Origin of the sequence: Prevotella falsenii DSM 22864 = JCM 15124, assembly GCF_000613945.1 — a bacterium.
GTDB lineage: Bacteria > Bacteroidota > Bacteroidia > Bacteroidales > Bacteroidaceae > Prevotella > Prevotella falsenii.
On the sequence record NZ_BAJY01000001.1, the window covers coordinates 170,073 to 192,936 of the forward strand.

At 51.2% G+C, this 22,864-nt stretch carries 28 protein-coding genes and 3 pseudogenes; 8 read left to right on the forward strand and 23 right to left on the reverse strand.

What is annotated here, in order from left to right:
* Positions 1 to 4: 4 nt before the first annotated feature.
* The 12 genes and pseudogenes from JCM15124_RS16320 to JCM15124_RS17130 all read right to left on the reverse strand — a co-directional run bounded on the left by JCM15124_RS16320 (position 5) and on the right by JCM15124_RS17130 (position 10,966).
* The gene (locus JCM15124_RS16320; protein WP_232220033.1) at positions 5 to 526 is read right to left on the reverse strand and encodes a hypothetical protein; all 522 of its coding nucleotides are present in this window, start codon (positions 524 to 526) and stop codon (positions 5 to 7) included.
* Positions 523 to 1,503 (reverse strand): hypothetical protein, encoded by a 981-nt coding sequence (locus JCM15124_RS16325; protein ID WP_232220034.1) that lies wholly within the window; start codon positions 1,501 to 1,503, stop codon positions 523 to 525. The genes JCM15124_RS16320 and JCM15124_RS16325 overlap by 4 nt, the downstream gene beginning before the upstream one ends.
* Entirely contained in the window at positions 1,469 to 3,208 is a 1,740-nt protein-coding gene (locus JCM15124_RS16330) for a hypothetical protein (RefSeq protein WP_232220035.1), read from the reverse strand. Before JCM15124_RS16330 ends, JCM15124_RS16325 begins: the two co-directional genes overlap by 35 nt.
* A 4-nt stretch (positions 3,209 to 3,212) precedes the next feature.
* Entirely contained in the window at positions 3,213 to 5,153 is a 1,941-nt protein-coding gene (locus JCM15124_RS00715; protein WP_024997888.1) for a hypothetical protein, read from the reverse strand.
* 20 nt (positions 5,154 to 5,173) lie between these two features.
* A complete protein-coding gene (locus tag JCM15124_RS00720; RefSeq protein WP_024997889.1) occupies positions 5,174 to 6,532 on the reverse strand; it encodes a phage tail tape measure protein in 1,359 nt (452 codons plus the stop codon).
* Positions 6,533 to 6,542: 10 nt separating this feature from the next.
* Positions 6,543 to 6,824 (reverse strand): hypothetical protein, encoded by a 282-nt coding sequence (locus JCM15124_RS00725; protein WP_051527340.1) that lies wholly within the window; start codon positions 6,822 to 6,824, stop codon positions 6,543 to 6,545.
* Between the two features lie 34 nt (positions 6,825 to 6,858).
* Entirely contained in the window at positions 6,859 to 7,176 is a 318-nt protein-coding gene (locus tag JCM15124_RS00730; RefSeq protein ID WP_024997891.1) for a hypothetical protein, read from the reverse strand.
* Positions 7,177 to 7,187: 11 nt separating this feature from the next.
* Complete coding sequence (locus JCM15124_RS14500; RefSeq protein WP_024997892.1) at positions 7,188 to 7,664, reverse strand: phage tail tube protein; 477 nt, start codon at positions 7,662 to 7,664, stop codon at positions 7,188 to 7,190.
* A 421-nt stretch (positions 7,665 to 8,085) separates the two neighbouring features.
* Positions 8,086 to 8,464: pseudogene (locus JCM15124_RS17040) on the reverse strand (hypothetical protein); the annotation flags it as partial.
* Between the two features lie 13 nt (positions 8,465 to 8,477).
* A complete protein-coding gene (locus JCM15124_RS00750; RefSeq protein WP_024997893.1) occupies positions 8,478 to 8,942 on the reverse strand; it encodes an N-acetylmuramoyl-L-alanine amidase in 465 nt (154 codons plus the stop codon).
* Complete coding sequence (locus JCM15124_RS00755; RefSeq protein WP_024997894.1) at positions 8,942 to 9,985, reverse strand: hypothetical protein; 1,044 nt, start codon at positions 9,983 to 9,985, stop codon at positions 8,942 to 8,944. Before JCM15124_RS00755 ends, JCM15124_RS00750 begins: the two co-directional genes overlap by 1 nt.
* Positions 9,986 to 10,025: 40 nt before the next feature.
* Positions 10,026 to 10,966 (reverse strand): annotated as a pseudogene (locus JCM15124_RS17130) (HK97 family phage prohead protease).
* Between the two features lie 203 nt (positions 10,967 to 11,169).
* Here JCM15124_RS17130 and JCM15124_RS00765 point away from each other — a divergent pair.
* The 8 genes and pseudogenes from JCM15124_RS00765 to JCM15124_RS12725 all read left to right on the forward strand — a co-directional run bounded on the left by JCM15124_RS00765 (position 11,170) and on the right by JCM15124_RS12725 (position 17,492).
* Positions 11,170 to 11,634, forward strand: coding sequence for a DUF1804 family protein (locus JCM15124_RS00765; RefSeq protein WP_024997895.1), 465 nt, complete (start codon positions 11,170 to 11,172; stop codon positions 11,632 to 11,634).
* 7 nt (positions 11,635 to 11,641) lie between these two features.
* On the forward strand, positions 11,642 to 13,201 hold the full coding sequence (locus tag JCM15124_RS00770) for a hypothetical protein (protein ID WP_024997896.1): 1,560 nt from the start codon (positions 11,642 to 11,644) through the stop codon (positions 13,199 to 13,201).
* A 1-nt stretch (position 13,202) separates the two neighbouring features.
* Entirely contained in the window at positions 13,203 to 13,388 is a 186-nt protein-coding gene (locus JCM15124_RS12710) for a hypothetical protein (protein WP_232220039.1), read from the forward strand.
* A 59-nt stretch (positions 13,389 to 13,447) separates the two neighbouring features.
* Positions 13,448 to 13,867: a phage protein Gp36 family protein gene (locus tag JCM15124_RS00780; protein WP_024997897.1), complete on the forward strand. Its 420-nt coding sequence runs from the start codon at positions 13,448 to 13,450 to the stop codon at positions 13,865 to 13,867.
* A pseudogene (locus JCM15124_RS12715) lies at positions 13,867 to 15,197 on the forward strand (phage portal protein family protein). The gene JCM15124_RS00780 and the pseudogene JCM15124_RS12715 overlap by 1 nt, the downstream one beginning before the upstream one ends.
* A gap of 128 nt (positions 15,198 to 15,325) precedes the next feature.
* Complete coding sequence (locus JCM15124_RS12720) at positions 15,326 to 16,591, forward strand: phage minor head protein (RefSeq protein ID WP_024997898.1); 1,266 nt, start codon at positions 15,326 to 15,328, stop codon at positions 16,589 to 16,591.
* 126 nt (positions 16,592 to 16,717) lie between these two features.
* Positions 16,718 to 17,215, forward strand: a complete 498-nt coding sequence (locus JCM15124_RS00795) for a DUF4376 domain-containing protein (RefSeq protein WP_024997899.1) — start codon at positions 16,718 to 16,720, stop codon at positions 17,213 to 17,215.
* Positions 17,208 to 17,492 carry a hypothetical protein gene (locus JCM15124_RS12725; protein WP_024997900.1) on the forward strand — a complete coding sequence of 95 codons (285 nt, stop codon included), beginning with the start codon at positions 17,208 to 17,210 and terminating at the stop codon, positions 17,490 to 17,492. The genes JCM15124_RS00795 and JCM15124_RS12725 overlap by 8 nt, the downstream gene beginning before the upstream one ends.
* Before the next feature lie 214 nt (positions 17,493 to 17,706).
* Here JCM15124_RS12725 and JCM15124_RS12730 read toward each other — a convergent pair whose 3' ends face one another.
* From JCM15124_RS12730 to JCM15124_RS00860, 11 genes are all read right to left on the reverse strand, one after another.
* The gene (locus JCM15124_RS12730; RefSeq protein ID WP_232220040.1) at positions 17,707 to 18,351 is read right to left on the reverse strand and encodes a BRO family protein; all 645 of its coding nucleotides are present in this window, start codon (positions 18,349 to 18,351) and stop codon (positions 17,707 to 17,709) included.
* Between the two features lie 200 nt (positions 18,352 to 18,551).
* Entirely contained in the window at positions 18,552 to 19,094 is a 543-nt protein-coding gene (locus JCM15124_RS00810; protein ID WP_156930585.1) for a hypothetical protein, read from the reverse strand.
* Entirely contained in the window at positions 19,091 to 19,243 is a 153-nt protein-coding gene (locus JCM15124_RS00815; RefSeq protein ID WP_198019103.1) for a hypothetical protein, read from the reverse strand. Before JCM15124_RS00815 ends, JCM15124_RS00810 begins: the two co-directional genes overlap by 4 nt.
* Positions 19,244 to 19,405: 162 nt before the next feature.
* Entirely contained in the window at positions 19,406 to 19,573 is a 168-nt protein-coding gene (locus JCM15124_RS15650) for a hypothetical protein (RefSeq protein ID WP_156930587.1), read from the reverse strand.
* The gene (locus JCM15124_RS14505; RefSeq protein WP_232220043.1) at positions 19,570 to 20,190 is read right to left on the reverse strand and encodes a BRO-N domain-containing protein; all 621 of its coding nucleotides are present in this window, start codon (positions 20,188 to 20,190) and stop codon (positions 19,570 to 19,572) included. The genes JCM15124_RS15650 and JCM15124_RS14505 overlap by 4 nt, the downstream gene beginning before the upstream one ends.
* A 590-nt stretch (positions 20,191 to 20,780) precedes the next feature.
* A complete protein-coding gene (locus JCM15124_RS16890; protein WP_262499256.1) occupies positions 20,781 to 20,906 on the reverse strand; it encodes a hypothetical protein in 126 nt (41 codons plus the stop codon).
* Between the two features lie 51 nt (positions 20,907 to 20,957).
* Positions 20,958 to 21,362: a hypothetical protein gene (locus JCM15124_RS00840; protein ID WP_024997904.1), complete on the reverse strand. Its 405-nt coding sequence runs from the start codon at positions 21,360 to 21,362 to the stop codon at positions 20,958 to 20,960.
* On the reverse strand, positions 21,359 to 21,913 hold the full coding sequence (locus JCM15124_RS00845) for a phage virion morphogenesis family protein (RefSeq protein ID WP_024997905.1): 555 nt from the start codon (positions 21,911 to 21,913) through the stop codon (positions 21,359 to 21,361). Before JCM15124_RS00845 ends, JCM15124_RS00840 begins: the two co-directional genes overlap by 4 nt.
* Complete coding sequence (locus JCM15124_RS00850; protein ID WP_024997906.1) at positions 21,903 to 22,148, reverse strand: hypothetical protein; 246 nt, start codon at positions 22,146 to 22,148, stop codon at positions 21,903 to 21,905. The genes JCM15124_RS00845 and JCM15124_RS00850 overlap by 11 nt, the downstream gene beginning before the upstream one ends.
* Positions 22,149 to 22,150: 2 nt before the next feature.
* Positions 22,151 to 22,345, reverse strand: coding sequence for a hypothetical protein (locus JCM15124_RS00855; protein ID WP_024997907.1), 195 nt, complete (start codon positions 22,343 to 22,345; stop codon positions 22,151 to 22,153).
* Positions 22,342 to 22,860: a host-nuclease inhibitor Gam family protein gene (locus JCM15124_RS00860; RefSeq protein WP_024997908.1), complete on the reverse strand. Its 519-nt coding sequence runs from the start codon at positions 22,858 to 22,860 to the stop codon at positions 22,342 to 22,344. Before JCM15124_RS00860 ends, JCM15124_RS00855 begins: the two co-directional genes overlap by 4 nt.
* Between the last annotated feature and the right edge of the window lie 4 nt (positions 22,861 to 22,864).

Genomic DNA, 22,864 nt, shown 5'->3' on the forward strand with positions numbered 1-22,864 from the left:
CCGCCTAGCTGCGCATCTTCTCAATGAGCAGCTCCAGTACCGTCATGGTCTGCCGTACCGTCAGTTTGTCGATACAAAGATAGGTTACACCATCTTCATCTCTCCACAACTTAAAGCCCTCGCCAAGCAGTCCGTCAACAAATGTTCCGGCACTGCGGATGCTGTCCGTTTCCACGGAAGCAAACTGCACATGGTCACCTGTACGTACCGGCTGATCCATATAGTCATCAAACTGCCGGTTGTCCCACCGGTCGGAGTCATCTGCCATTTTTGCGTGGTCAGCTTCCTTGGCATGTCCTGCTTCTTCCGCATATTTGGCACGTTCCGCATTGCCTGACAGGTCAGCTTTCTTGGCATGGTCAGCCTCTGCCGCATGCGCTGCCTCCTTAGCCTGTTCCGCAATATCGGCCTTGGCTGCGTGCGCCGCTTCCTTCACCGCCATTCCCCCGTATGCGGTGCCACCCGTCTTGAGAGCTGAGGTCGTTCCCTCGTTTTTCGGCTTCCTGATTATCTTTACATCAATCATCGTTCTATCTCCTTTATTGTCATTTCCGCCTCGCCCGATTCAAGGTTCCGGCTGATACCCTGAACGAAGAATGTCCTGTCCATAGCCGGGTGCCGGTAATGGGCGAACATATCCACGATACCGCCTTCCGTGTCTACCAGTTTCTGAACCATTTGTATGCGTGGTTCGTGGTATTCGTTGTAGTAGCTGTCCACATAGAACTGCTCCGGCTTACCGGCTTCCCTGCGCACGTGGTCATACACGGACCGCACACCCTCGCCCGTGTCCGTATTCATCGGTGTACTCATCTTCACGCTGTCCGTAACTCCAAGGTTCCGGCTCTCCGAAGAAGTCAGCGCAGAACTTATCCTGAACTCCACGTCGTCTTTCCTGTTCACAAAACGTTCCTTCGTGTCGCTCATATACACGATATCGTTGTCCCCGGTGTTGTTCACCAGTCCGTTATCGCTATAAACCTTCACCTCGAACGACTCCACGAATATGCTGCTCACGTGTGCCAGCAGGGGTATCGTGCTGCTACCCCATTTCGTATGCCGGAAGAAGGTCGGATGCCTGCGTGTAATCACGTCCCACATGGAGTTCACAGGACCCAGTATCATGAACCTGACCTGCCCGCTCACTTTGTCTTTTTTTCTGATAGGGATAGCCGTGCCCTCCGCATCTATGCCCAGCTCGTAGCTGATGTTGTTCTGCAAGTCGAACTTCGTGCCGATAAGTTTGTCCCCGATTTTCGGGTCGAAGCCTATCGTGAAACTCTGCTGATAGTATTCGTCCTCGCTTGCGCATTTTTCCAACGGCTTGTATATTCTCCATTCAAAGTCGCCGGGTTGTCCGGCAGTTCCTTTCTCCACTACGCATTTGTCCCCGATAATCAGCATACAGGCAAACACGGCGATTTTCGATATTTGGTCGCTACTGTCGCCTATGGAACTGTATTTGAATTCATATTCCTCCGGTCCTGTTTCCGTAAAAGGCACCAGCGTGCGCTGTGGCTTCGTCCCACTGGGGTTCAGATCCAGGTGTCTCCGCGCGCCACCAACGCTGCGTGTAGTAACGCCCGTCGCTGTTGTCTCTGCTCGGAACAGTTCGGTGCCACCACTGATTGATACCACCTCCTAATAATGGATTATAATGGAAGGTCGGCTTGTAGTTGTATATAGCCTTAAAAGTGTCGGTTACGGCCATTACCGGATTCAGCACTATCTTTCCACTCAGCACGATATAGTTTGTCGTGTTCTCGTCCGATGGGGAAAAGACGCCACCCGTCGTGTTGCCGGTATACACTGCGCAGGGTATGCCCGCTTTCAGCGTGGCTTCATTTGGATATACCTTGTGCTCGTCCCGATCCTCACCATTGCCGTTCACGCTCACGACGAGGTAGTTAGTCATCGGCACTTTCGACACGGGTGAGTTGTCTGTACCTGCGCTCTTCCTTTCCACCTTCCCCAAGGCAACTATCGCCGTCCCCGGCTCCGTTCCAAGTATATTTGGAAGAACCTGTTGATTCCTATTGTCCGAGCAATACAGTTCCATCAGGTTTCCCTTGCCATTCCTCGGGAACGACCACTGCGCATTACCCATCACCTGCATAAACCAGTCCGTGGTTTTCGCACCGTCATAATCCGTCGGATTTCCGTGCGTTATAGCATCAAAAGCACCGATAGCCCTTTTTCCTTCGCCGTCGCAGCTGTACTCCGTCATATATTTCTGCTTATTGCTGAAAGGGCTTTTCAGCAGGTCATCGTCCAGAGGACTTTCGATAACGCTCTCCACGCTCTCTATCTTGCAGGTCAGCAGTATCTGGTTGAACACCTCGCCCACGCTGATGGTCGTGTCCGTGCCGGTAACATTCTTTGTGGAAATATCCACCGTCCGGCGGTTCATCGGCAAACGCTCGCCGCCCACAATGTCGCGCCAATATATGCTGTCGTTTCCTTTCACGCTCTCCCAAGAGAATATATAGAAAGTGAAACCGTCCTGAACGATGTGCAGGTTCAGGTATTTCAGCATTTCCTCCAGCACCTCGTCCTGCTGCCATACCTCGTCCTCGTCAGAGCCGAGGAACAGCAACTCACTCACCGAGAGCTGTCCGAACACGGCGTGTCTGTTCGCCGTCAGGCTGTCCACGGCACGGCTGCCGTCATAAAGAAAGCGCAGGGAATGACCGCCTTTGATGTCAAGCCCTGCCGTCATATCCGCCATTATCTCCTTGATGATGTCCAGCATCGTCCTCTGACTCGCAGAGGCTTTCACCACGCCGTAAAGCACGCCCAGCGCACCCACGTTGCCGTACTTGGCGTATTGCAGGGCTGTCAGCACGTCGATGCAGCTCAGCTCTATCTCGTCCTGTTCCTCGTTGTAGCCCTGCGAGTAGGTCTGTGGCTCCACGAAGCCGGCGAACAGGCACTTCCCTTCCCGGTAGATGTTCACCACTGCGTCCCGGCACGAGGCGCAGAAAAAGTCCGGCACGAAGTTGCGCACCAGCAGCCTCACGCTCGCCTGATGGCGTAGCAGCACATCGAAGGTGTCGCTCACCTCGCTCGTGATGTCCACGGGGTCGTCAGTCCAGTCTATCTCGCTGCCCTCGCCGATTTCCAACTCCTGCCCCCTGTCGCCGTGGGTCAGGATGTGAACCTCTATGCGGTCGTTCCACTCATTGTAGAAATGTCCGTGTATATACATTGCCTTATAGTTTTATGTTCGTCTTCTTTCGGTTGATGCGTGTTTCGTTGGCAAGTGCTATCACGATGTCGCGACCTTTCAGTCTTGCTTCAAGTCTGCCGCTGAAACCGCCCCCTGTATCACCTATCAAGGACTTCAGCTTATCAAGCGGTGCTATTACCTCAGGATTGGAACTTGCACCGCCATATTCTCCCATAAGGGCGAGAGTCGGTCCGTACACCAGACCTCCATTGGCAAACGGAGTGACGGCAACAGAAGCCACCAGTCCTTCCATCATAGCGATGAAGCCGGCAGCGATACCTGCACCTGCAAACGGTATATAGGCGTGGGCTGCCATAAACTCGGAAGCTGCAAGTTCCCGGTATGCCATAGCCTGAGCCTTGACCGCAATCGTGGATACCGTTGCAGCGGCAACCTCTTCAGGGGCAGCGGCGACCTTGGCTGCCGTGGCGGTAGCTGTCGCAACACCGCTGGCCGCCACAACGGTATTGGAAGTTGCCGTTGCTGCTGTCAGCGCATTGATGATTGCTATAATACTGTTTACCCCCTGATAAATCTGTATAGCCGCATCGACTACACTGGTAATGGTTTCCCAAGCCCCACGGTTACCCTGAAGCGCATCTGTCAATGAAGAGATACCGCCACCTATACCTTTGAGAGAACTCCACGATTTCTCTACCGTTACATTGCTCTTTTTAAGTATTTTCTGGTATTTCTCATAACTCCCAACCAGTTTGTTCACTTCGGCACGCTGGCTTTCGTCCATTGGGTTCTTCGTGTCCGAGAGCATATTCTGTAGCTCCTTGATACGCTTTTTCACTCCGTCCAGGCCCATTACCCGCAGCTCCATCGTAAGTTCCCTGCCGTTCATACCGTTAAGTTTGTCCACCTCGTCCTGCAGTTCTGGAATACGCGTCAGCTGTTTCATGGCATCACGCTTTTTCTCCAAGGTCATGATGGTGCGTTCTATCCCGGATATTTCCGAGGCACTTGCCTTTTTCTGTTTGGACTCGTAGTAGCTGATAGCCTTGTCCAGTTCTTCTATGCTGTCCAGCCTTGAAATATCTTCAGGCTTCTTCAACTCGTCCAGTGTATCGTCCCACTTCCTGCGCAGGTCATTCAGTGCATTGATCTGCTTCTGGATTTCGATACGTTCTTCCGCCGTAGCCGTCTTAAGCAGGTCAGAATAATACCGCACTTCCTCCTCCAGCTGCCTGTATGTCCTTATCTTGTCAATGCCGACATCAATGTGCGCATTGCGTTCGAAAGCTGTTTTAAGGTCGTTCAAACGGCTTATCTCTTTGTCAATTCCGGCAAGTTCCGATTTCGTGGCACGTTCCCGAAGCCCCTGCTGATAGCTAATCTCCTTGTTAATATCCTCAAGGGATTTCAGTTCAGATGGGTGTGCAGCCTGCTCCTGAATACGGCTGATGGCTTCCTGCTGCTTCTGAAGCAGGGCAATCTTTTTGGCATAAAGCGATATGGTCTTTGTCTCCGTCCCTTTTGTCGTTTCGAGCTTGTTCTGGTAATACTGGATATTGTTGCCAAGTTCCTTGTAGCTCGTGGCATTGGCTATGAGGTTCTTTCCGTCGTACGGGTCGGTTTCCTTCTTGGTCTTCTTTTTATCTTTCTTCTTTTTGTCGCCGACAGGGGCGTTGAACTTCTTGTTTCCTTTAAGCGCCGCCTGCGCATTGGCGGTCTTTGCTTTCGTGTTTTCTTTCAGTGCCTTGGTCTGCTTTTCTATTCCATCAGTCTGTTTTACCGGACCGCTGTCATCAATGCCGAAAAACTTCTTTACCCATTCCCATGCCGCTTTTATGACAGCACTTGCCCTTTCAAAGGCTTTGACAAGAAAGTCCCATACTGCTGAAGCCAAGTTCTTCACCACAGCCCATACTTGGCCGCATATATTGCGGAAGGTCTCACTGTTATTATAGGCTGCCACTAATATGGCAACAAGTCCGGCTATTGCATAATGACTATACCTATGGGATTGGCACTCAGTACGAAATTCAATGCTATCTGTGCAATTTTCCAAGCATTAGAAGCAAGTACGGCAATCTTTGAGGCTGCTGCCTGTGCGAGTGTGGCAATCTTGACAGCCCTCAATCCGGACACGACAGCTACCAGCCCACCCTTCAGTTGTGCCATACTCATTAACGCCAGTCCCGTGTTGGCTATCATCTCCATATAAGGGGCGGATGTACTGGCCAATGAGCCCGCCCAGTCAAGCATGGATTGTACTTGGTTCTTCAGCATCTGTCCGACGCTGTCCCCTGTACTTGACATTTCATTGAAGGCTGTATCTATTGTGCCTGCAGAATCTGCCATCGCACCAATATTCTCTGAAAACTTGTCTTTCTGCTCGCCAGTCAATGAACCGAGCAGGCGGAGTGCCTCCGCACTTCCGAACAGCTGTCCATAAATCGTTTCGCTAAGCTGTCCGGTCTTGCCCGAATATTCCTGAATGCTTGCGTCCAATCCCAGCAGGAAGTTCTCAAGACCTCCTGCAGCCTGCACACTTGCGGCATTGAATCCAATACCCATAGCCTCTGCTGCCTGTGTCGCTTCGGCAGACGGCTTGATAAGTGCGTTCAAGACTGCTGCCAGCTGGGTGGACACCTCTGCCGTATTACCGGTAACACCGGTAGTCGTCGCAAAGACGGCCATGAGTTCGTCCATTGAAACGCCCAGCTGCGAAGCACTTCCGCTGACACGGGGCAATGCCTGACCAAGTTGCTCGAAGCTGGTTACACCATTCTTGGCTGTCATCTGTATCTTGTCCTGAATAGCCCCGGCCTGATCCCAGCTCAGTCCATAGTTCTTGATAAGGGTTGAGGTTACGGTTACCGTCTGTCCCAAATCGGCAAGTCCGCCGACAGCAGCCTTGCTTGACTGCTCCAAGAAGCCTATCCAGTTATCCTCCGGCACACCATTGGAAATGGTCTGGTACAATCCGTTGGCAAGTTCCTCACGAGCCAATGGTATGTTTTTGCTCAGCCCGACAATCTTTTCTGAGAGCGCATCAAAATCCTCACCGCTTTTTCCTGCCATCGTATTGGCACTCCGCATAGCCGTCTCAAAGCTGTTGAAAGGTGCTGCCAGTCCGCCCACCATGTCGCGGAGGGTTTCTATGGAACGCATGGCACCCTCGAATATCATGCTCTTAGCTGCCATTTCCTTCAGCTGAGAGCCTGTGCTGCGCGCCGTTTCACCTACCTTTTCCAATGCCTCCTCAAGTCCGGTAGCTTCAACGGTCAGGTTTTTCAAGACGCTGCCGTCGCCGCTTTTTATCTTGATCTGAAATTCTACTGCCTTTGCCATCTTGGTTGTACTATTTTAATCCGTTGCGCCGTTTCGCTTCCTCGAAACGCCTGTTGAATTCTTCCTTGCTGATTTCCTCGCCCTTGGCATCGCTGTCTTCCTCGTCCCATGGAAGCGGAAGAACGTCATGTGCCGTCAGCTTGCCTTTTACGTATGGCTGAATAAAGAACATGGCCATTACTCTTGCCCGTTCCCATGCACCACGCTCGCTGTCCCTATGCTGCTGTCCCCATCGGTTCCATACTTCGTAGAACTCAAAAGGGGTACACCGTTCAAAGTCATCTCTGCCCATCCCGATGCACCCCAAGGCTATACCCAGCAGTTCGTCAATGCTTATCTGCCCGGCACAGGATTCTCCGTTTTTTTTGTGAGGCAGCCATGTCCTCGTAAAAGGAGTTGACACTGTCCGGCTCCAACGAGTCGGCAAACGTCTCGAAGTCCATATCGAAGTCCACGTGGTCCGCATGGCATGCACTCTGCACGCAGCAGAAGATGAACAGTACCAGTTCAGAAATATCGGTCTGCTTCAATTCGCTCACGTCCTTGCCTGCCGCGTTCTTGAAGCGTACCATTGCCCCCATGGTTACACGGCAGGGATATTCCTTGCCGGCAATCCTCAGCTTGTTGAGTTTGTTTTTGTCCATAATTTCCACTTTTAATGACCGCTGGCAGGTTTAGGACTACTGCCTGTCAATCCGGTAGCATTCTTTGTTATCGCACCGCTGTTCTGCAAGGTGATGGAGTACTTTGCATCATCACCTGCCTGACCGTCAAGATCCAATGACGTAATAAGATACTTGCCGTTATATCCGCCACTGGTCTTGCCCGTGCGTTTGTCACCATCACGAAGGTTATATGCCGCGTCGACGGGTTCTCCCTTCAGCATAGCATCTTTCAGCTGGTCATAACTCGGGACTTCATCACTACCATCCGTCAGCACGACACCGTCTGCAGTAATCTGTTCCGAGAAACTCTTGATGTAACTTTCCTTCCATTTACCACCGGAAGCCTCCTTGGTTACACGCTCTCCCGTTTCGGCAGAGGTTGAAACCTTGCAACCGGTGGAAAAGCCGAGCGCATTCCCCCCGATGGAGAGGATAAGGTCGGTTCCGTCTAAAACACTTTTTGCCATATCTTTCTTGTTAATAGGGTTGATACTATGCCGGTCGCCACTCCGACGATAAAGGCGATGAATACGGTTCTAAGACCGTTCGAGGAGCGTTCTTTTGACGTTTCCTTCAACTCGCTGTTCACCTTTTTAGCCTCTTTCAGCTGTCGCTTCAGTGTGCTGATGGTTTTTGAGTAACTTACCGCCACCAGTTCCAGAGAATCGCAGTTGGCTTCTATGACCAACTGCTCAGGCTCTTTCCCCGTCGCAGCCCTCCGTTTCACTTTCACGCTCGCCTGTCCCTGCTTCGCCGTGTAGGCTGCCCCTTGAGGCAGCAGATGGAGCTGTCCAGCGCAAGGGTCAGGCTCACCGACGACATCGGCACCTTCACGGGCGTTTGCCATGTTTCTACAACGCTCACCATGCTGTCCACGGCGTGCAGGCTCTCCTCGTGGCTCTCCTGTGTCACCGTGCTTGCGGTCTTTCTGCTCGACGCGCATCCGCTTAAGCACAGGACAGTCATCACTGTAACGGCAGCTGTTAGCATCATCGATTGCCTTGCGTAGCCGTGCCATCTCGCGCTTTGTCGCATTGAGGTCCTTTCTTGTTTCATTGAGTTCTTCCTTTAAGGGGTTTACGATGTTCTCTATCAGTATCCGGGTGGCTTTCTCAGTGTTGTCAATCCGGACTGCCTCGGCGTCAGCCAACGCTTTCTCTGCTTCCGCTTTCGCTTTCCTCACGGTCGATTTCATCGTGATGACGGCTGCCACCGTCGCCACAAGGCCGCCACCCAGCACCAGATTGATAATTTCACTGAGTTCCATACCTTTTGTTTTATTATTGTCTTATACCAATCTCGCGCAGCCACTTCTGCACATCGAAGCTCGGACACGCCTTGCCGATGTTCAATTCTTGGTGTCCCACGATGCGTATCTGCGGAAACCTACTGTGGAAATCCTGCACGTAGCGTTTCAGAGACTCCCGCTGGGCAGCCGTCCGCGTGTCCTTGGGTTTCATGGCTTTGTCGCAGCCACCCACGTACACGATGTGCCGGCTCACGCTGTTGTAGCCTGATGCCCCGTTGGTCACTTCCCACGGGTCCACTTGCGCGTCCTCGTTGTTCTTGACCAGCCGCTCCACACGCCCGTCGAGGTGGAAGAGGTCGGTATAGCCTACCTGCTTCCAGCCACGCCCGGCAGGTGGGGGCGAGGTATGCCACCGGCGTATTTCAGCCGAGCTCACCTCACGCCCCTCCGGGGTAGCCGTGCAGTGGATGACGAGGTACTTCATCGGTTTGCCCATTATGGAATCTCCTTATAGCCGCTTGCCATTACTACGCCTGCATCTGCTTTCTTCGGCATACAGATAAAGTAATGACGGAAGTTGATCTTGTTGCGCTGGTATTCCGGGTCGGTCGAAGCCTCGCTGTAATACATCTTGGTCGAACCCGTGGCCTTGAACACGCGTGGAGTATAGAACGCGAACGAACACTGGAACTCGCCCTTTGCAGCCGTCGAGCCCAACTCCTTCTTCACACCGGCAGTGGTATAAAGCGGTGTGTTGGCATATTCGAAGATGTCGAAGCCGTACAGCTTGCCTACCTTACCGGTGTTGCGGTCTATGTTGTACTGCTCACGGAAGTTTTGGCTGACGAGCAGCAGGTCGTTCACATGATCAGGACAGAGGACAAGGCGGCGATTCTCAGATGGCACCTTCATCTTATCCAGTGCACGCTTCATCTCCACAAGGTCGTTGGGTGTCAGACGCAGACGGCCTGTCTCCGCATCACGCTCACCGGTTGTTGTCAGTACGGGGGTCTTGGCGGTCTTGTTCTTGGCACACAGGGCATGGGCAGCCTTGGTGAACTTGGCATCGTTCAGCGCATTGCTGTGGCTTTCCTTCACACGGGCCATCTTGTCATAGCTGATGGCATACAGTTCATCGTCCGTGATAGGTGTCACCTTTGTTTGGAACTTGTCCAGCTTCACGGCAATATCCTTGTCTTCCAATGCCTGAAGGGGAATAGGGTATGTCGTGTTGTTCACAAGTACGTCAGGATCCACACCTACTTCTACGAGGTGTATCACGTCGTTGTTTGCAATGGAACTCTGGTCAGGTACTCCGTCCAGCCATGAGCCTTCAAGACCGGTGCGCAAGGACTTTACCAACTCGCCTGTCCATATTTCGGTATAGACACCCTCACGGAGACTGCCAGCGGGAGCAGCCTGTCCGATTACGGCAGCAAGCACATTCATGCCCAAGGCACCGGTTACCGGTGACAGTCCTACTGTCTGGGCTAACGTCGCACCTGCTATTGCATTGAACAGCAGGGCAGCAAACATCATCAAAATTCTGTTCATCTTTTCTATTTTAAGGGTTATACTTTCAGATCTCGCAATCGATACCGTACTCGGCCTTGTACAGACGCTTGTACTCATCAGGGCTTTCAGAACGCAGGGTCGCAATCTGGTCAGCCGGCACCTCACTCAACTTCGTGTACTTCTGCTCGCCGGCAGGAGCACCCCCTTGATGTCCCAATACGGAAGACAGCTTCACCGCAGGGTGCATCGCCTTCAGGGTCTTCTCCAACTCCTCTGCGCCAATCTTCTTGCCCAGCTCCACAAACTGGTCTTTGTCCTTCTCCTCAAGTCGCTTCTCGGCGATGGCTTGCGTGACGAGATTGGTGATATTCACCAAAGCAAGGTTCTCCTTCTCTTTCTGCAGAGATACGTTCTGTTCCTTCAGCCCTTTCAGCTCCGCGAGCTTTGCTGAGATCTCCGCATCCGTTGCCGTTTCCGGCAGCCCCAGTTGCAGGGCAATGGTCTTGTTTTCCATTTCTTCTGTTTTTTGTTGTTTGTTATTATTGTTCAAAAGTGGCAGGTCGCAGTCGCCGTCCCTGCGAGGGTTATCACCTTTCCATTTCTCTGAAGCACGAGCGCATCATCGTTGGCACCAACATCGGCTATACTGACCTCAAAGAGTTTGCTTCTCGTTATAGTCGGGCGTGTCTGTCCGGTTACAAGCAGGTCTTTGTCCTCGCTCGTTTCAAATATCTCCAGACCGGCACTCACCATCCTCAGGCTGCCGAACTCAAACTGCTTCTTGCAACGCTCACTCAACTCCGAGGCACAGTCGAACATCAGCTCACCGGTTACCTCATTGTTCTCCACTTTCAGGTCTTTCACATAACCCACCACGTTGCCGCGCTCATGCATATAGAGCAGTACGGGGTTACGGTTGTACTGAGCCACGTCCATGCCGCTCGTCAGCACTCTGAACCCGTAGCTGTTCAGGCTGTCATTTGATATTCTTACTCGCTTTCCCATTTGCGTTTTACATTCGATTTTCGACTGCAATATTACGTCATAAATCACTGACTACCAAAAAAGTATGAAACCACTGCACGCTTCTATGAAGCGGCTTCACCGTTTTTTTGCAGGCTCAATAAAATAAGGCAATTTTGCAGTGAGAACGAACTCCTAAGCAGACGTTTGAAAACGTCTGCTATGTAAAACCATACAAGCAGATTATGACAAAAGCAGAAACAGAAAAGAAAAAATCCCTTGCACGCTCTCTCTACCTTGCAGGAATGGAGCAGAACGAGATAGCGGAGAAAGTGGACGTGTCAAGGGTTACCATATCCAAGTGGTGCACTGCGGAAGGGTGGAAAGAGGCGCGGGCAGCAAAGAACGTGACACGGCCCGAACTGGTCAACAAACTGTTGCTCACCATCGACAAGCTCATTACCGAGGTGAATGAATCGGAAGACCCCTCGCTCATAGCAGGTCTGGGCGACAAGCTCGCCAAGCTGTCCTCCGTCATCGAGAAGCTCGACAAGAAGGCAAATGTCGTAGATGCGATAGAGGTCTTCATGGCATTCTCCAAATGGCTGGAGTACCGAGCCACCATCGACCCGACCGTAACGCCGGAACTCATCAAGACCATCAACAAATTTCAGGACATGTACCTCACCGAGCAGATGGGGATAAAATAGAAGGCGTATGGCAACAGCAGCAGAAAAGAAACTGGCATTCGAACAGTGGAAGGAACACTGCAAGCGCATACAGTCCATTACGGACACCACGGCACTTGCCAATGAAACACCTGCCCAGAAAGACAGGCGCAAGGAAAGACTGCTCAGCAACTATGCCGCCTTCTGCGAGTATTACTTCCCCCATTTCCTCACGCTGCGCGACAAGACTACTGGCGAGGTACTGCGTACTGTACACAACGCGCCGTTCCACAATCAGGCGGCACGAAAGGTCATGGAAACACCGAACCTGAAGGCAGTCTTCATGTGGCCGCGCGGTCATGCCAAGTCCACCCACTTTGACATCTTCATGCCTTTGTGGCTCATGCTCCGTCCAAAACGGCTCATCAACTTTATGGTAGTGGTGGGCAAGTCGCAGGATAGTGCGAACCGACTACTTGGCGACATTCAGGCGGAACTGGAATATAATCAACGTATCATCGCCGACTTCGGTCAGCAGAAGAACCTCGGACTGTGGACGGCAGGTGAGTTCAAGACAGCCTCCGGCGTGAAGTTCCTTGCCGTTGGCCGTGGTCAGTCGCCGCGTGGACTTCGTGAGCGCGAGGCACGTCCGGATTACATTGTCATCGATGACCTTGACGATGACGAACTCTGCCGTAACGAAAAGCGTGTGCACAATCTCACCGATTGGGTGAAGGAGGCTCTCTTCGGCGCGCTCGACGTGGGGCGAGGACGTTTCCTTATGGTGGGCAACCTCATATCAAAGACCTCCGTACTGGCCAATATCGCAGCAACGCATGGCGTGTTCGTGTCGAAGGTTCAGGCGGTCGATAAGAACGGTGAGCCGGTATGGAAAGAGAAATGGACCAAGGAAGACGCACAGGAGTACCGCGACTTCGTGGGCTATCGTGCGTGGGAGAAGGAGATGATGCACAATCCCATCGTGGACGGCACCATCTTCCGGGCCGACTGGATAAGGTACAAGCCCATGCCGTCGCTCCGCAAGTATGATATGCTCGTATGTTATACCGACCCGTCTTTCAAATCGACCACTGCCAATGACTACAAGGCTTCACGGCTGTGGGGCAAGATAGGGAATGAGCTGCATCTCATCGACTGCTATGTACGGCAGGACACGGTTGGGGGTATGGTACGGTGGCTCTATGACCTCTACGAAAGAACGAGGGACCAAGTTGCCATACTCTTCTTTATGGAGGCGAACTTCATGCAGGATGTCATTCTGGACGAGTTCGCCGTGGAGGGCAACCTGCGTGGATACCAGCTGCCTATTATGCCCGACAAGCGCAAGAAACCTGAGAAAATACAGCGTATAGAAGCTGTCAGCCCACTGTGGGAACGTGGCTACGTTTACTACAATGAGAAGCTCAAGGACTCACCCGATATGCAGGTGGGCATAGAGCAGACGCTGGCTCTCGAACGTGGCAGCCGTGTGCATGACGATGCACCGGACGCTGACGAGGGGGCGATATGGATCCTGCAGCGCAATGCAAGACAGGAAAGTTTTCAACCGGTGTTCGGCAAAAGACCGACCGCCAAAAATTCATGGTAGTATGATAAAACTGATAAAAAACATCATTTTCGCTTGGAAATACAAGCGTGCCGTCCGCAAAGCCAACAAACTGTCGACTTTGTTCGGAATGAAGTATTATGTGCTCAATATGAGTGGAGAACTCAAGGTTGTTCCAAAACAGAATATTCGCCACCTCGTGCGCACCCGTCGCTTCCGCAAGGCGTAAAGGTGTCGGACATAGAGAAGCACGCATTGTATGTAACTGTATAGAAAAGGAGGTGACAGATGTTTATTACAGACGAAGACTACAGGGTGGTCATAGGTGAGGCAGCCCTGAAGACCGTATCACAGACCTCTGCCGAAAACCGTGCCAATGCCGAGAGTGAGGCGCAGGAGGAGATTTCAAGCTATCTCAGACCTGTTTACGACTGCAAGGCAGTGTTCACAGCAGAGGGCAATGAGCGAAACAAGCTCATTGTCATGTACACCTGCGACATAGCCCTCTATCACATGGTATCGGCCATGCCCCAGAAGATGGGCAGTGAAATCCGGAAGGAACGCTACGAGCGTGCCGTGAAATGGCTGGAAGGTGTACAGGCGGGAAAGATAGTGCCTGACCTGCCCGTCTGCATGGATGCGACAGGGGAACCGTCCGGCATTGGGGTTGTTTTTCACTCACAGAAACCTTTAAGACATAACTGGTAATGGATATAAAGAGATTTTTCAGCGGACTAACAGGGCGTTCAGATACAAACACCCTTCGCACGCCTTACGGCAATTTCAATCTTGCCAAGGAGGAAGACCGCAAGCGTGTGAAGCACGTTGTAATGGCCCTGCAACGGACCACCGATGCGCTCACCCGTAAGGACATTGCGGATTGGCGCAAGGCGTGGCAGATGGCCATCAATGTAGATGAGCCGAACCGTCAGAGGCTCTACGACATCTATCGCGACTCTGACGCTGACGGCCACCTTTCTGGCTGTGTCCGCCAGCGTGAAGGCTTCGTCATGGCTAAGTCGTTCAAACTTGTGGACACAGCCGGGAACGAGAGCGACGAGGCACTGCATTACTTCGACCAGTCGTGGTTTAAGCAGCTGTGCCGTCTTGCCCTTGATTCCGTATACTGGGGGCACTCGCTCATAGAGCTGGGCGACATCGTGCAGGACGGTGACGGATTGCGCTGCTATGACTGCGTGAGGCTCATACCTCGCAAGCACGTCATTCCTGAATATGGGCGTGTGGTAAAGCAGATTGGTGATGACTGGAAGACAGGCATCGACTTCCACCAGCCGCCGTTCTCCGACTGGCTCATAGAGGCAGGACAGCCCGACAACCTCGGTCTGTTTCTGAAGGCTGCACAGCATACGATTCCTAAAAAGAACATGCTTGCATTCTGGGACACCTTCGGTGAGATATTCGGCATGCCCATGCGTATTGCCAAGACAGCATCACGGGACAGTAAGGAGATAGACCGGCTTAACCGTATGCTCGTCGAGGCTGGTGCCTCGCAGACTGCCGTCATGCCCCTCGACACGGAACTTGAGTTCATAGAATCTACGCGTGGCGATGCGTACAATGTCTATAACCAGCGCATAGACCGTGCGAACTCAGAACTGTCCAAGCTCATCATCGGGCAGACGATGACCATCGAAGACGGCAGCAGCCTCTCGCAAAGCCAGACGCACCTGCAGGTGTTCCAAAACCTTGTGGAGGATGACGCGATATGCTGCGTGACATTGTCAATAACCAGCTCATTCCCCGGATGGTCGCCCACGGCTTCCCGCTCAAGGGCTTTCGCTTCGACTGGGACGATTCCATCGACTATACGCCGGAGCAGCAGGTGGCATACGAGACGATGGTGGCAGACCGATATGATGTGGATCCGGCTTACTTCGCGGAGAAGTATTCCATGCCTGTGGGGGAACGACGGAACAATATGCCTATGATGGAACCGCAAGAAGACCCTGACGACAAAAAAGGGAAGACTGATGATAAGAACAAACAGCAAAAAAATGTACACCCTTTTTTCGATTGAGCCCCACTGACTACGTGGGGCTGCACAGCCGGTATGGGGAAATCCTACAGTCTGCCCACCACACACTGACACTCGACAAGGAAACCGAGGATAAAGTCCAAGCAAAACTTACCAAGGCTTTCAAAGATATGATGTCAGCACTTTTCAAACAGCAGGGGGCTACGCTCGACATCAATATCCTTGCCTCTGATGAGGCGCAGGAATTTATCGAAAGCCATGCCTCCGTTCTGGATACTTCTTTCAGACAGGTAAAGATGTCTGAGGGTATGCGCAGAAGGCTTGAACGCTCCAACTACATTTTCTCCGGACTGAAGACATTTCACGAACTGAACGAGGCTTTCCCGTCGCTCATCGATGAGAACGGCAATCGGAAGCCGTTTGAACGCTTTTTGAATGACGTTCAAACGATAGACGGCACATACAACCGGAACTATCTCCGTGCCGAGTATAACTTCGTCCGGTCATCTGCCGAGATGGCTGCCAAATGGGAGCAGTACACAGAGGACGGTGACCGCTACAACCTGCAGTACCGGACTGCCGGAGACAGCAAAGTGCGCCCGGAACACGCTGCCCTCAATGGCGTTACGCTGCCGATGTCCGACCCGTTCTGGGAGTCCTATTATCCGCCCAACGGCTGGGGCTGCCGGTGTACGGTCGTTCAGGTACGCAAGTCGAAGTATCCGACTACACCGCAGGACGAAGCGATGGCTCGTGGAGAGGAAGCCCTGCAGAGCGACACGAAAGGAATATTCCGCTTCAATGCCGGCAGGGAGCAGAAAGCCGTACCCGATTACAATCAATACACCATCAGACGGTGTAACGACTGCGACTTAGCAAAAGGCAGGACAAAACTCGCCTTTATCCCTGAGAACGAACTGTGTGCTGCCTGCAAGCTCATTAGAATGTGCGAGAGCCAGAGGTTTGAAACGAAAAGGCAATATCCCAATGGAGGCAGGGTACAGGTACATCAGTTGGTCAATCCCGCCGACAGCGACTATGATAAACTCATACAGGTTGCCGAATTCTTTGCCAAGCAGGGACAGCAGGCGAGGCTTACTCCCAAGATGTCCCGACCGCAGAAGTTCGTCTATCAGAATATCTACCACTCGCTCATGGGAACAAAGTACGAAGGCAAATGCCCTGACCTGCTCATCGATGGCAAGTGGTACGAACACGAGGGATTCACCTCCAGTAATCCAAAGCGGGCATTTCGAAATATGCTGAATGATGGATTGAAACAATCGGATAGACTAATTATTGACAAACCTGATTTGACCGAAGCGTACATGAAACGCATCATCCATCAGAGAATAAAGGATGGACAGCGTATCACAGAAGTGTGGTTGAAGAATGGAGAAAAATTAGAAGTATTGTATAAAAAGTTAGAGGAATGATTGCTCATTCCTCCTTCTGGCGAGGAATCGGTAGTCATTAGCTACGGAATCCTCACTGCAAATATAAACATTATTTCTCAAACTCCAAACAAAGAGCGAAGAAAATAACACAAAACAATTCAAAATATGATTAGAGTACAAGGAAATGCAGACGTCGCATTGCTTGAATGCACCAACCCGGCAAGAGGAAAATGGCGCGTGCGTTGGGACGTGCAGAAAAAGGATGATGGTTCCGCCGATTATATGGAACACGAGTTTGACCACCTGCCAGAACCGGAGGAGGTGAAGAGCCTCATAATAGCATGGTACAATGCCAAGGTAGATGAAGCCATACTTTCGGGATTCACCTACGAGGATATGGCTGTATGGCTGTCGTCCGAAAACCAGTTCAACTATAAATCGGCATACGACCTTGCCATACAGACCGCAGGGGCAACCCTGCCCGTTACCTTCAAATTCGGGACAGACGAGCAGCCGCAGTACCGCAAGTTTGAAACGCTCGACGAATTGACGGATTTCTACGTCAAGGCGATGACTTATATCCAGTCCTCTCTGGCCAATGGTTGGAAGGAAAAGGACGCCATCGACTGGTCGGCATACAGGAAGGAGGCTGACCATGAGTAAGGGCTGTGGTTGTCAGAGTGGAATCTTCAGGTGGTTCAAGCCACCCTATGCAAAGTTGTTCTATGCGGCATGCTGCATCCACGATAATGACTACGACCGTGGGGGCAGTGAAAGCGACCGCAAGGCTGCTGATATCCGCCTGTTCGTGAATTGCTTCCGGAAGATAGGAAAGTGCAGTTTTGCACCGGCAAAGGCTCTCTGGGTAGCTGTCATTGCACTATGCTACTATTGGAGCGTCCGCCTGCTTGGTGGAAACTATTTCAACTACCATCCATAAACAACAAGTCCGCAATCTCAACCGAGACAGCGGACTTGCTTTGTTTATTGTTTTTTCCCCTTCTTATCAATCTTCTTCATTTCTCTGAACTCCGATTTCAAGGCTTTCTTTACCTCTGGTATCTGCCGTTCTTGAGGCAGTTGCTCTGGCTTCCTGCCCGTGTTCTTTATGATAATGTCACGAACTTCACGCCCAACCTCAAAATGAGTTCCCTCTAAGCTTCTTGCCCATGTATTGACTGTGATTTTATCCTCTCTTCCGTCTGAGTGATGCGGAAGAGATTAGCTGCCAGTTCTGTTCTGCCCATCGTCTCAAAGAGCTTGTTTTTGTCAACGCCACGTCTGCGCGCAAGTTGCACGTTTAGCATATTATACATACCACGATAACCGGCATTCGTAAACTTGGCGTAGTCTTCTACTCCTGCTTGGTGGGCTGCGGAATTCAAAGACTTGTTACCCTCCTTAATCTCGTCGCGAAATAGAAGACGTTCAACGTCAGACTGCTTTTCTATATAGAGTTCAAACTGGCGCGTCTGAGTGGCAAAATAAGCCTGAACCATGGCAACCTCTGGTTTCTTGGGGTCACCGTTCATCGCTATCAGATAACAGGCAAAACGTGTGAGTTTATAGTCTGGAATACACTTTCCATCTATATCACGCTCTACTCGGATGATATTTTCATAGTGGTCAATATTCAAAGAAATGAAAGCCTTTGTCGCACGGTCTATCACTTTCTTGAACGAACCCATGTCGGCATAGCCAAGCATAAGCATAAATTCAGATGCCCACCAATAGGTAATGCCATTCTGGTTCTTGAAGTCCTCAAACGATAAGTCTGCTATATTGGGTAAATTTTCCATATCTCCACATTTCTTTATAGAACACGCTGCAAATATAGTCATTTTCCCCGAATTATCAGGTAATTATAGACAATAATTTCAAAAGAGCAAAATATAACGAAGAAAATAACACCAAAACAGTTAAAAACAACTATTTCAACTTCCATCAATAAAAAAAGTCCACAATCTCAACCGAGATTGTAGACTGGCTGTTTTTCTTTTTATCGTGTTGGGATTGAATCCCCCTGTTCTGTTTGGCTCTCGTGTATCGTTTCCAACACGGCTTTCGTCTTGTTTCTCAAATTGCTTTCAGTGGTGTAGCCCAATATAAAGACGATAACAAGGATGACAGAGAACAAAAAAGAACTTGCCATGTTCAGCCAAATCGTCTTCCAGTTGGACGAGGAGTGCTTCTCCACGGCAGTCTCGACAGAATCCGCATGTCGCTTCACTACGCTGTCAATGGATTTCTGAAAGTCTATGTCTATCCTTGACAACTCATCTTGAACGGCAGCCGCAACATTCTCAGACAATATCGCACAGGCACTCTCCCTGTATTTCGCAAGCTGGCTCGGTGCGATAGAGGACATAATGAAATATTCAAGGTCGCTGTCCTCAGGGGCTTTCCCTTTCTTTACCTTGAAGTCCTCAATAAACTCTATCTTGTGCTGCTTATAGATGCTGTAAGCCAGCATACCCACCACGTCATCCTTGCCCGTAATAAGTTTGCTGTAGATGAAATTGTACTGCTTCTCATTCATCACTTCTTGCCGTTTACAATGCGTGCGTATGACTCGCTGGCACGTTGGGCGATGGTGGCATGGGACATAACAACTTTCCGTACGCCAATGGGCGAACGATAACTGAATGATACTGACTTGCTGTCCGTAACAATTCCTCTCTTGGTTCTCACTTCGTTGGTCATAATCTTTGATGAATTACGTTCTATATAGAACACGCTGCAAATATAACCATTTTCCCCGAATTATTAGGTATTTGCGCACTAAATAATGCAAAAAGCCCCACTTAACGGCACTTCCATTAAGCGGGCTTCTCTACTTTGTCATTCACTTTTTCAAACCTTAGGCTGCAGGTGCACCACCTTGCAAGGCGCATTGCTTTCGCCATAGCCGGAGCGTTTCTCCATCCACCGTATTCGCTCCTCAAGCATGCCTATCTTCTCCCACAGCTCTATGTTCTGCTCCATATACAGCGTGTTCAGCTTCAGCAACTCTTCCATCACCTGCTCTCCTTTCCCCAGTGCTTTCTGGCATTTTGGTTACCAATCTTGCCGCCTTTCTTTCCACCAATCTGCACCGTCGGCAGCGAGTTGCCCATCGGCAAAGCCGCCTCGTGCCCCAGCAGACGCTCAGCCATCACGCCCGGCTGATGATACAGCAGGTTACGCTCACGGTTCTCACGAGCCTTACGATATAGTGCCATCAGTATTCGGCTGCTCCTGTTGTAGCCGTTCAATGTTCGGTTTACCGCAACACGGCTCACACCAAGTTCCAATGCAATCGCGCTCTGGTCGCCTTGTTCAAGGTTCTCGCCAATCAGCCACAACAAATTTGTCAGCTCCACGTTCACACCATCGCCACGAGTCTTCCTCACACCCCGCCGCTGTGCAGGTTGCTTCAACTCGTAACGCCCGGTCTTCCTGATGCTCGGCAGCACCTCGCCAGCCACCCAGTTCGTGAATTTGTCTGCACGCTCAGAACTTTGGCAGCGAAACGCCAACTTATACATTCCTGCTTCCGAAATCACGGTTAATTGCTGTTCGCCACCGGGGGTGCGGAATTTCCGCATCCCTTTCCAATCCTCTGGTATATAAGCTAATGTGTCACCACGCCAGCCTATACCTAATGCTTGGCATACATCCTTGGCAACAAACCATAGGTTATCGCTTCGGCATCTACACGAATTGTTTGATTGTTTTCGTTGAAGGTAAATACCTTCGTTTCTTTGTTTGACATAACTGATAATTTTTTAGCATGGGCACAAAAAAAACGGTGCGCCACTACCCGCTGCTAAAGTCTTATCAGAGGACTCGACACAGCCATTACAGCTGCATCACGGGGTGAGCGCACCGCTTATGTAGGCGTACCGCAGGGGCATAAAAAATGCCTGGATGCGGCGCATCAGGCGAACTCTCTCGCCCTCTGATATAAAACTTTAGCACCGCAAAGATACGCATTATTTCAATACCACCAAACTTTTCCACCGAAAAATTCAAAAAAATATCCCGAAAACAAGCTCCGTTTATACTATAAAGATACGAAAAATCTGCCTCTTACGCAAGCTTTTGATCCTTTTTTACCTCTGCCTGCGGTTGATTTCCCGCACTCTTCCCATTACCAGCCAGTACACCTGCCCCAACGTATACTGACCACGCTTCTTACTCATACGAACCAAACCCAAGGCGTACATCTTCCTGAACTCGTCAAAACTCATCCTTTCTGACTCGTCAGCCCCATCCACACAATCTGGAGCACATCTTCTGTCGTGGGCTTTCTGTAGATATACACCCTGCCCAGCACGCTCACCACGTTCTTCTCTTGTATCGAGTAGCTCACCTTCTCGCCCTCTATCGTCAGTTCCTGCTTCATCGCCTGTCCTCCTTTCTGCTAAGGATGAAGAGTGTACCTCACCGAGTAACTCTCGATACTTTCCAAAATCTCCTCGTGGTTGTGGTTCGTTTCGGTCTCCGAAAGTACCAAACCGTGGAAGCCTAAACCTTCCACGTACTCCATAACCGCACGAATCTTGCCTATGAGTTCCCATGCAGCCCCTTGACCGCCTTCCGTCCAGTCCGTAACGACGTGCAGCCGTACTAATCCCTTTCCTCGATAGCCACTGCCCACATTGGGCTCCCATGCTATCGATCCGAACTCCACAAACACGGCAGGGCGTTCCCAGCTCTCCTCCTGCTCGATGAACTCCACGTTGTGATTCCACAGATCGATGTGCGCCACTTCCGGCACGTCCGCATTCAGTTTCTCCTTGATGGTGTTGTATAATTCCTTTCTCATTTTTGTTTGATGTCTAAATGGTCAAAATACTCGGTCAGATTTTCCTCTATGATTTCGGTTACCGTTTTCTCCACTTCAGGTGCCGTGCCGAGGAACTGCCGCTTGGGTATCTTGATACTGCTGCCGACTTTCATCAGGGCAAGCAGTTTCCAGAACTCGGCCTCCGTACTCAGCTGCACCGTGCGTTTGTCCCGTCTTCGTTCCCCATTCTTCTTCCTGCCGAACGAGCCTGTCGCCTCGTAATACTTGTACCAGAAGTAAGACTTCATCTTCCTCGTTACCTTGATTTCGCCACCCTCGTTATGAATAGCTGCCGCCGGGTGGGAGGAGTAGAATGTAATGCTGCTGTCCGTACTCCGGCTCTGCACGCTGCGCCGCAGACCACCCGTATCAATCAATATTGAACCGCCGGGGCGCAATGGACTTTTTCTCCTTGCCCATTTCTGTGAGAAAAAGCCCTGCCGCTCAAAATTCCTGTCGAACTCGTCCGTAAGCTCGACCCGGATGTCCTTTAAAATTCGGGCAATTACCTCATGCAAATCATCCTTCATTGTCGTTACCGAAATCAAAGAGCAATAGCTGACGGGTATCGTCAGCTATCTTGTTCCTACTTTCCGCGCTCGCGTTGAGTATATTATAAAAGGTACGCTCCGTAATGGCATACACAGGATATACGTACCGTCGCCATATCTCCCGGTTGGAAATTCCGCTCTTGGCATGCAGGTCGTATATCCTGTTTATTTCCTCTACACGTTTCTGATAACTTACTCCGCGTCGCTTCTGCATATTTATCGCTCCTTTTGTTTATAAGGTCTGATGTCATATTCCATAACCGCACTCACCGTAACCCTGCCTGAACCCTCGCACTGGGAGCACTGCTCGACGGTGAACGTGCCGTCTTCTCTCTTTTGCCGCCATTGCCCCGTGCCACAGCACTTGCGGCACAGGGCTACCTTGGGGGCTTTCGTTACTTGGTGCTTCATGCCGTTTCCTCCTTCTTGGGTTCTACATAGAAGGCTTCGTCCTGTACCACCTGAATGCCGCATTTGGCCATGCTATCCGCCATCTGTTCGGCATCACGGTCTGCAAGCAGCTTATCCTTGGCGATGTCCCAAGTCTGGCGTGCATAGTCAGGAAGGAACTCCTTAACCAGTTGCAGCGCGCTTGCCCATGTAAAGCCTTTGAGGGTCTTCAGCTTCGGCGTGCCCGTGCGGAAGCCTATCACACCGTGCGCCATGTCGAGGCTCTTCTTCTTGGTGAACAGCTCGGATTGGTTCTCCGTGGCGAATGCCTGAAGAGTGTCGAACGCCTTGTCGCGCTCCTCCGAGAGGGTGGCTATCTTATCGGCATACTTCTCACGGTACTTGGCACATTGCAATTCGATGTCCGCATTGATTTTCTGCAACTGTGCATCGCTCTTGGCGTAGGTTGCAAACGCTTCATCGGCGGCTTCTCTTCTCACGCCGGTAATGATTACTTTTTTCTTTCTTGTTGCCATTGTA

What these genes read in the sequence shown, in the direction of transcription:
- JCM15124_RS00765 (WP_024997895.1), top strand. Translation starts at nt 11,170, where the DNA reads ATGACAAAAGCAGAAACAGAAAAGAAAAAATCCCTTGCACGCTCTCTC.
- JCM15124_RS12720 (WP_024997898.1), top strand. Translation starts at nt 15,326, where the DNA reads ATGATGTCAGCACTTTTCAAACAGCAGGGGGCTACGCTCGACATCAAT.
- JCM15124_RS00720 (WP_024997889.1), bottom strand. Translation starts at nt 6,532, where the DNA reads ATGGCAAAGGCAGTAGAATTTCAGATCAAGATAAAAAGCGGCGACGGC.
- JCM15124_RS00850 (WP_024997906.1), bottom strand. Translation starts at nt 22,148, where the DNA reads ATGCAGAAGCGACGCGGAGTAAGTTATCAGAAACGTGTAGAGGAAATA.
- JCM15124_RS14500 (WP_024997892.1), bottom strand. Translation starts at nt 7,664, where the DNA reads ATGGCAAAAAGTGTTTTAGACGGAACCGACCTTATCCTCTCCATCGGG.
- JCM15124_RS00755 (WP_024997894.1), bottom strand. Translation starts at nt 9,985, where the DNA reads ATGATGTTTGCTGCCCTGCTGTTCAATGCAATAGCAGGTGCGACGTTA.
- JCM15124_RS00840 (WP_024997904.1), bottom strand. Translation starts at nt 21,362, where the DNA reads ATGAGAAAGGAATTATACAACACCATCAAGGAGAAACTGAATGCGGAC.
- JCM15124_RS12730 (WP_232220040.1), bottom strand. Translation starts at nt 18,351, where the DNA reads ATGGAAAATTTACCCAATATAGCAGACTTATCGTTTGAGGACTTCAAG.
- JCM15124_RS00730 (WP_024997891.1), bottom strand. Translation starts at nt 7,176, where the DNA reads ATGGACAAAAACAAACTCAACAAGCTGAGGATTGCCGGCAAGGAATAT.
- JCM15124_RS00750 (WP_024997893.1), bottom strand. Translation starts at nt 8,942, where the DNA reads ATGGGCAAACCGATGAAGTACCTCGTCATCCACTGCACGGCTACCCCG.
- JCM15124_RS12725 (WP_024997900.1), top strand. Translation starts at nt 17,208, where the DNA reads ATGAGTAAGGGCTGTGGTTGTCAGAGTGGAATCTTCAGGTGGTTCAAG.
- JCM15124_RS12710 (WP_232220039.1), top strand. Translation starts at nt 13,203, where the DNA reads ATGATAAAACTGATAAAAAACATCATTTTCGCTTGGAAATACAAGCGT.
- JCM15124_RS00780 (WP_024997897.1), top strand. Translation starts at nt 13,448, where the DNA reads ATGTTTATTACAGACGAAGACTACAGGGTGGTCATAGGTGAGGCAGCC.
- JCM15124_RS00860 (WP_024997908.1), bottom strand. Translation starts at nt 22,860, where the DNA reads ATGGCAACAAGAAAGAAAAAAGTAATCATTACCGGCGTGAGAAGAGAA.
- JCM15124_RS16330 (WP_232220035.1), bottom strand. Translation starts at nt 3,208, where the DNA reads ATGTATATACACGGACATTTCTACAATGAGTGGAACGACCGCATAGAG.
- JCM15124_RS00725 (WP_051527340.1), bottom strand. Translation starts at nt 6,824, where the DNA reads ATGGGCAGAGATGACTTTGAACGGTGTACCCCTTTTGAGTTCTACGAA.
- JCM15124_RS00795 (WP_024997899.1), top strand. Translation starts at nt 16,718, where the DNA reads ATGATTAGAGTACAAGGAAATGCAGACGTCGCATTGCTTGAATGCACC.
- JCM15124_RS00855 (WP_024997907.1), bottom strand. Translation starts at nt 22,345, where the DNA reads ATGAAGCACCAAGTAACGAAAGCCCCCAAGGTAGCCCTGTGCCGCAAG.
- JCM15124_RS00770 (WP_024997896.1), top strand. Translation starts at nt 11,642, where the DNA reads ATGGCAACAGCAGCAGAAAAGAAACTGGCATTCGAACAGTGGAAGGAA.
- JCM15124_RS00845 (WP_024997905.1), bottom strand. Translation starts at nt 21,913, where the DNA reads ATGAAGGATGATTTGCATGAGGTAATTGCCCGAATTTTAAAGGACATC.
- JCM15124_RS16320 (WP_232220033.1), bottom strand. Translation starts at nt 526, where the DNA reads ATGATTGATGTAAAGATAATCAGGAAGCCGAAAAACGAGGGAACGACC.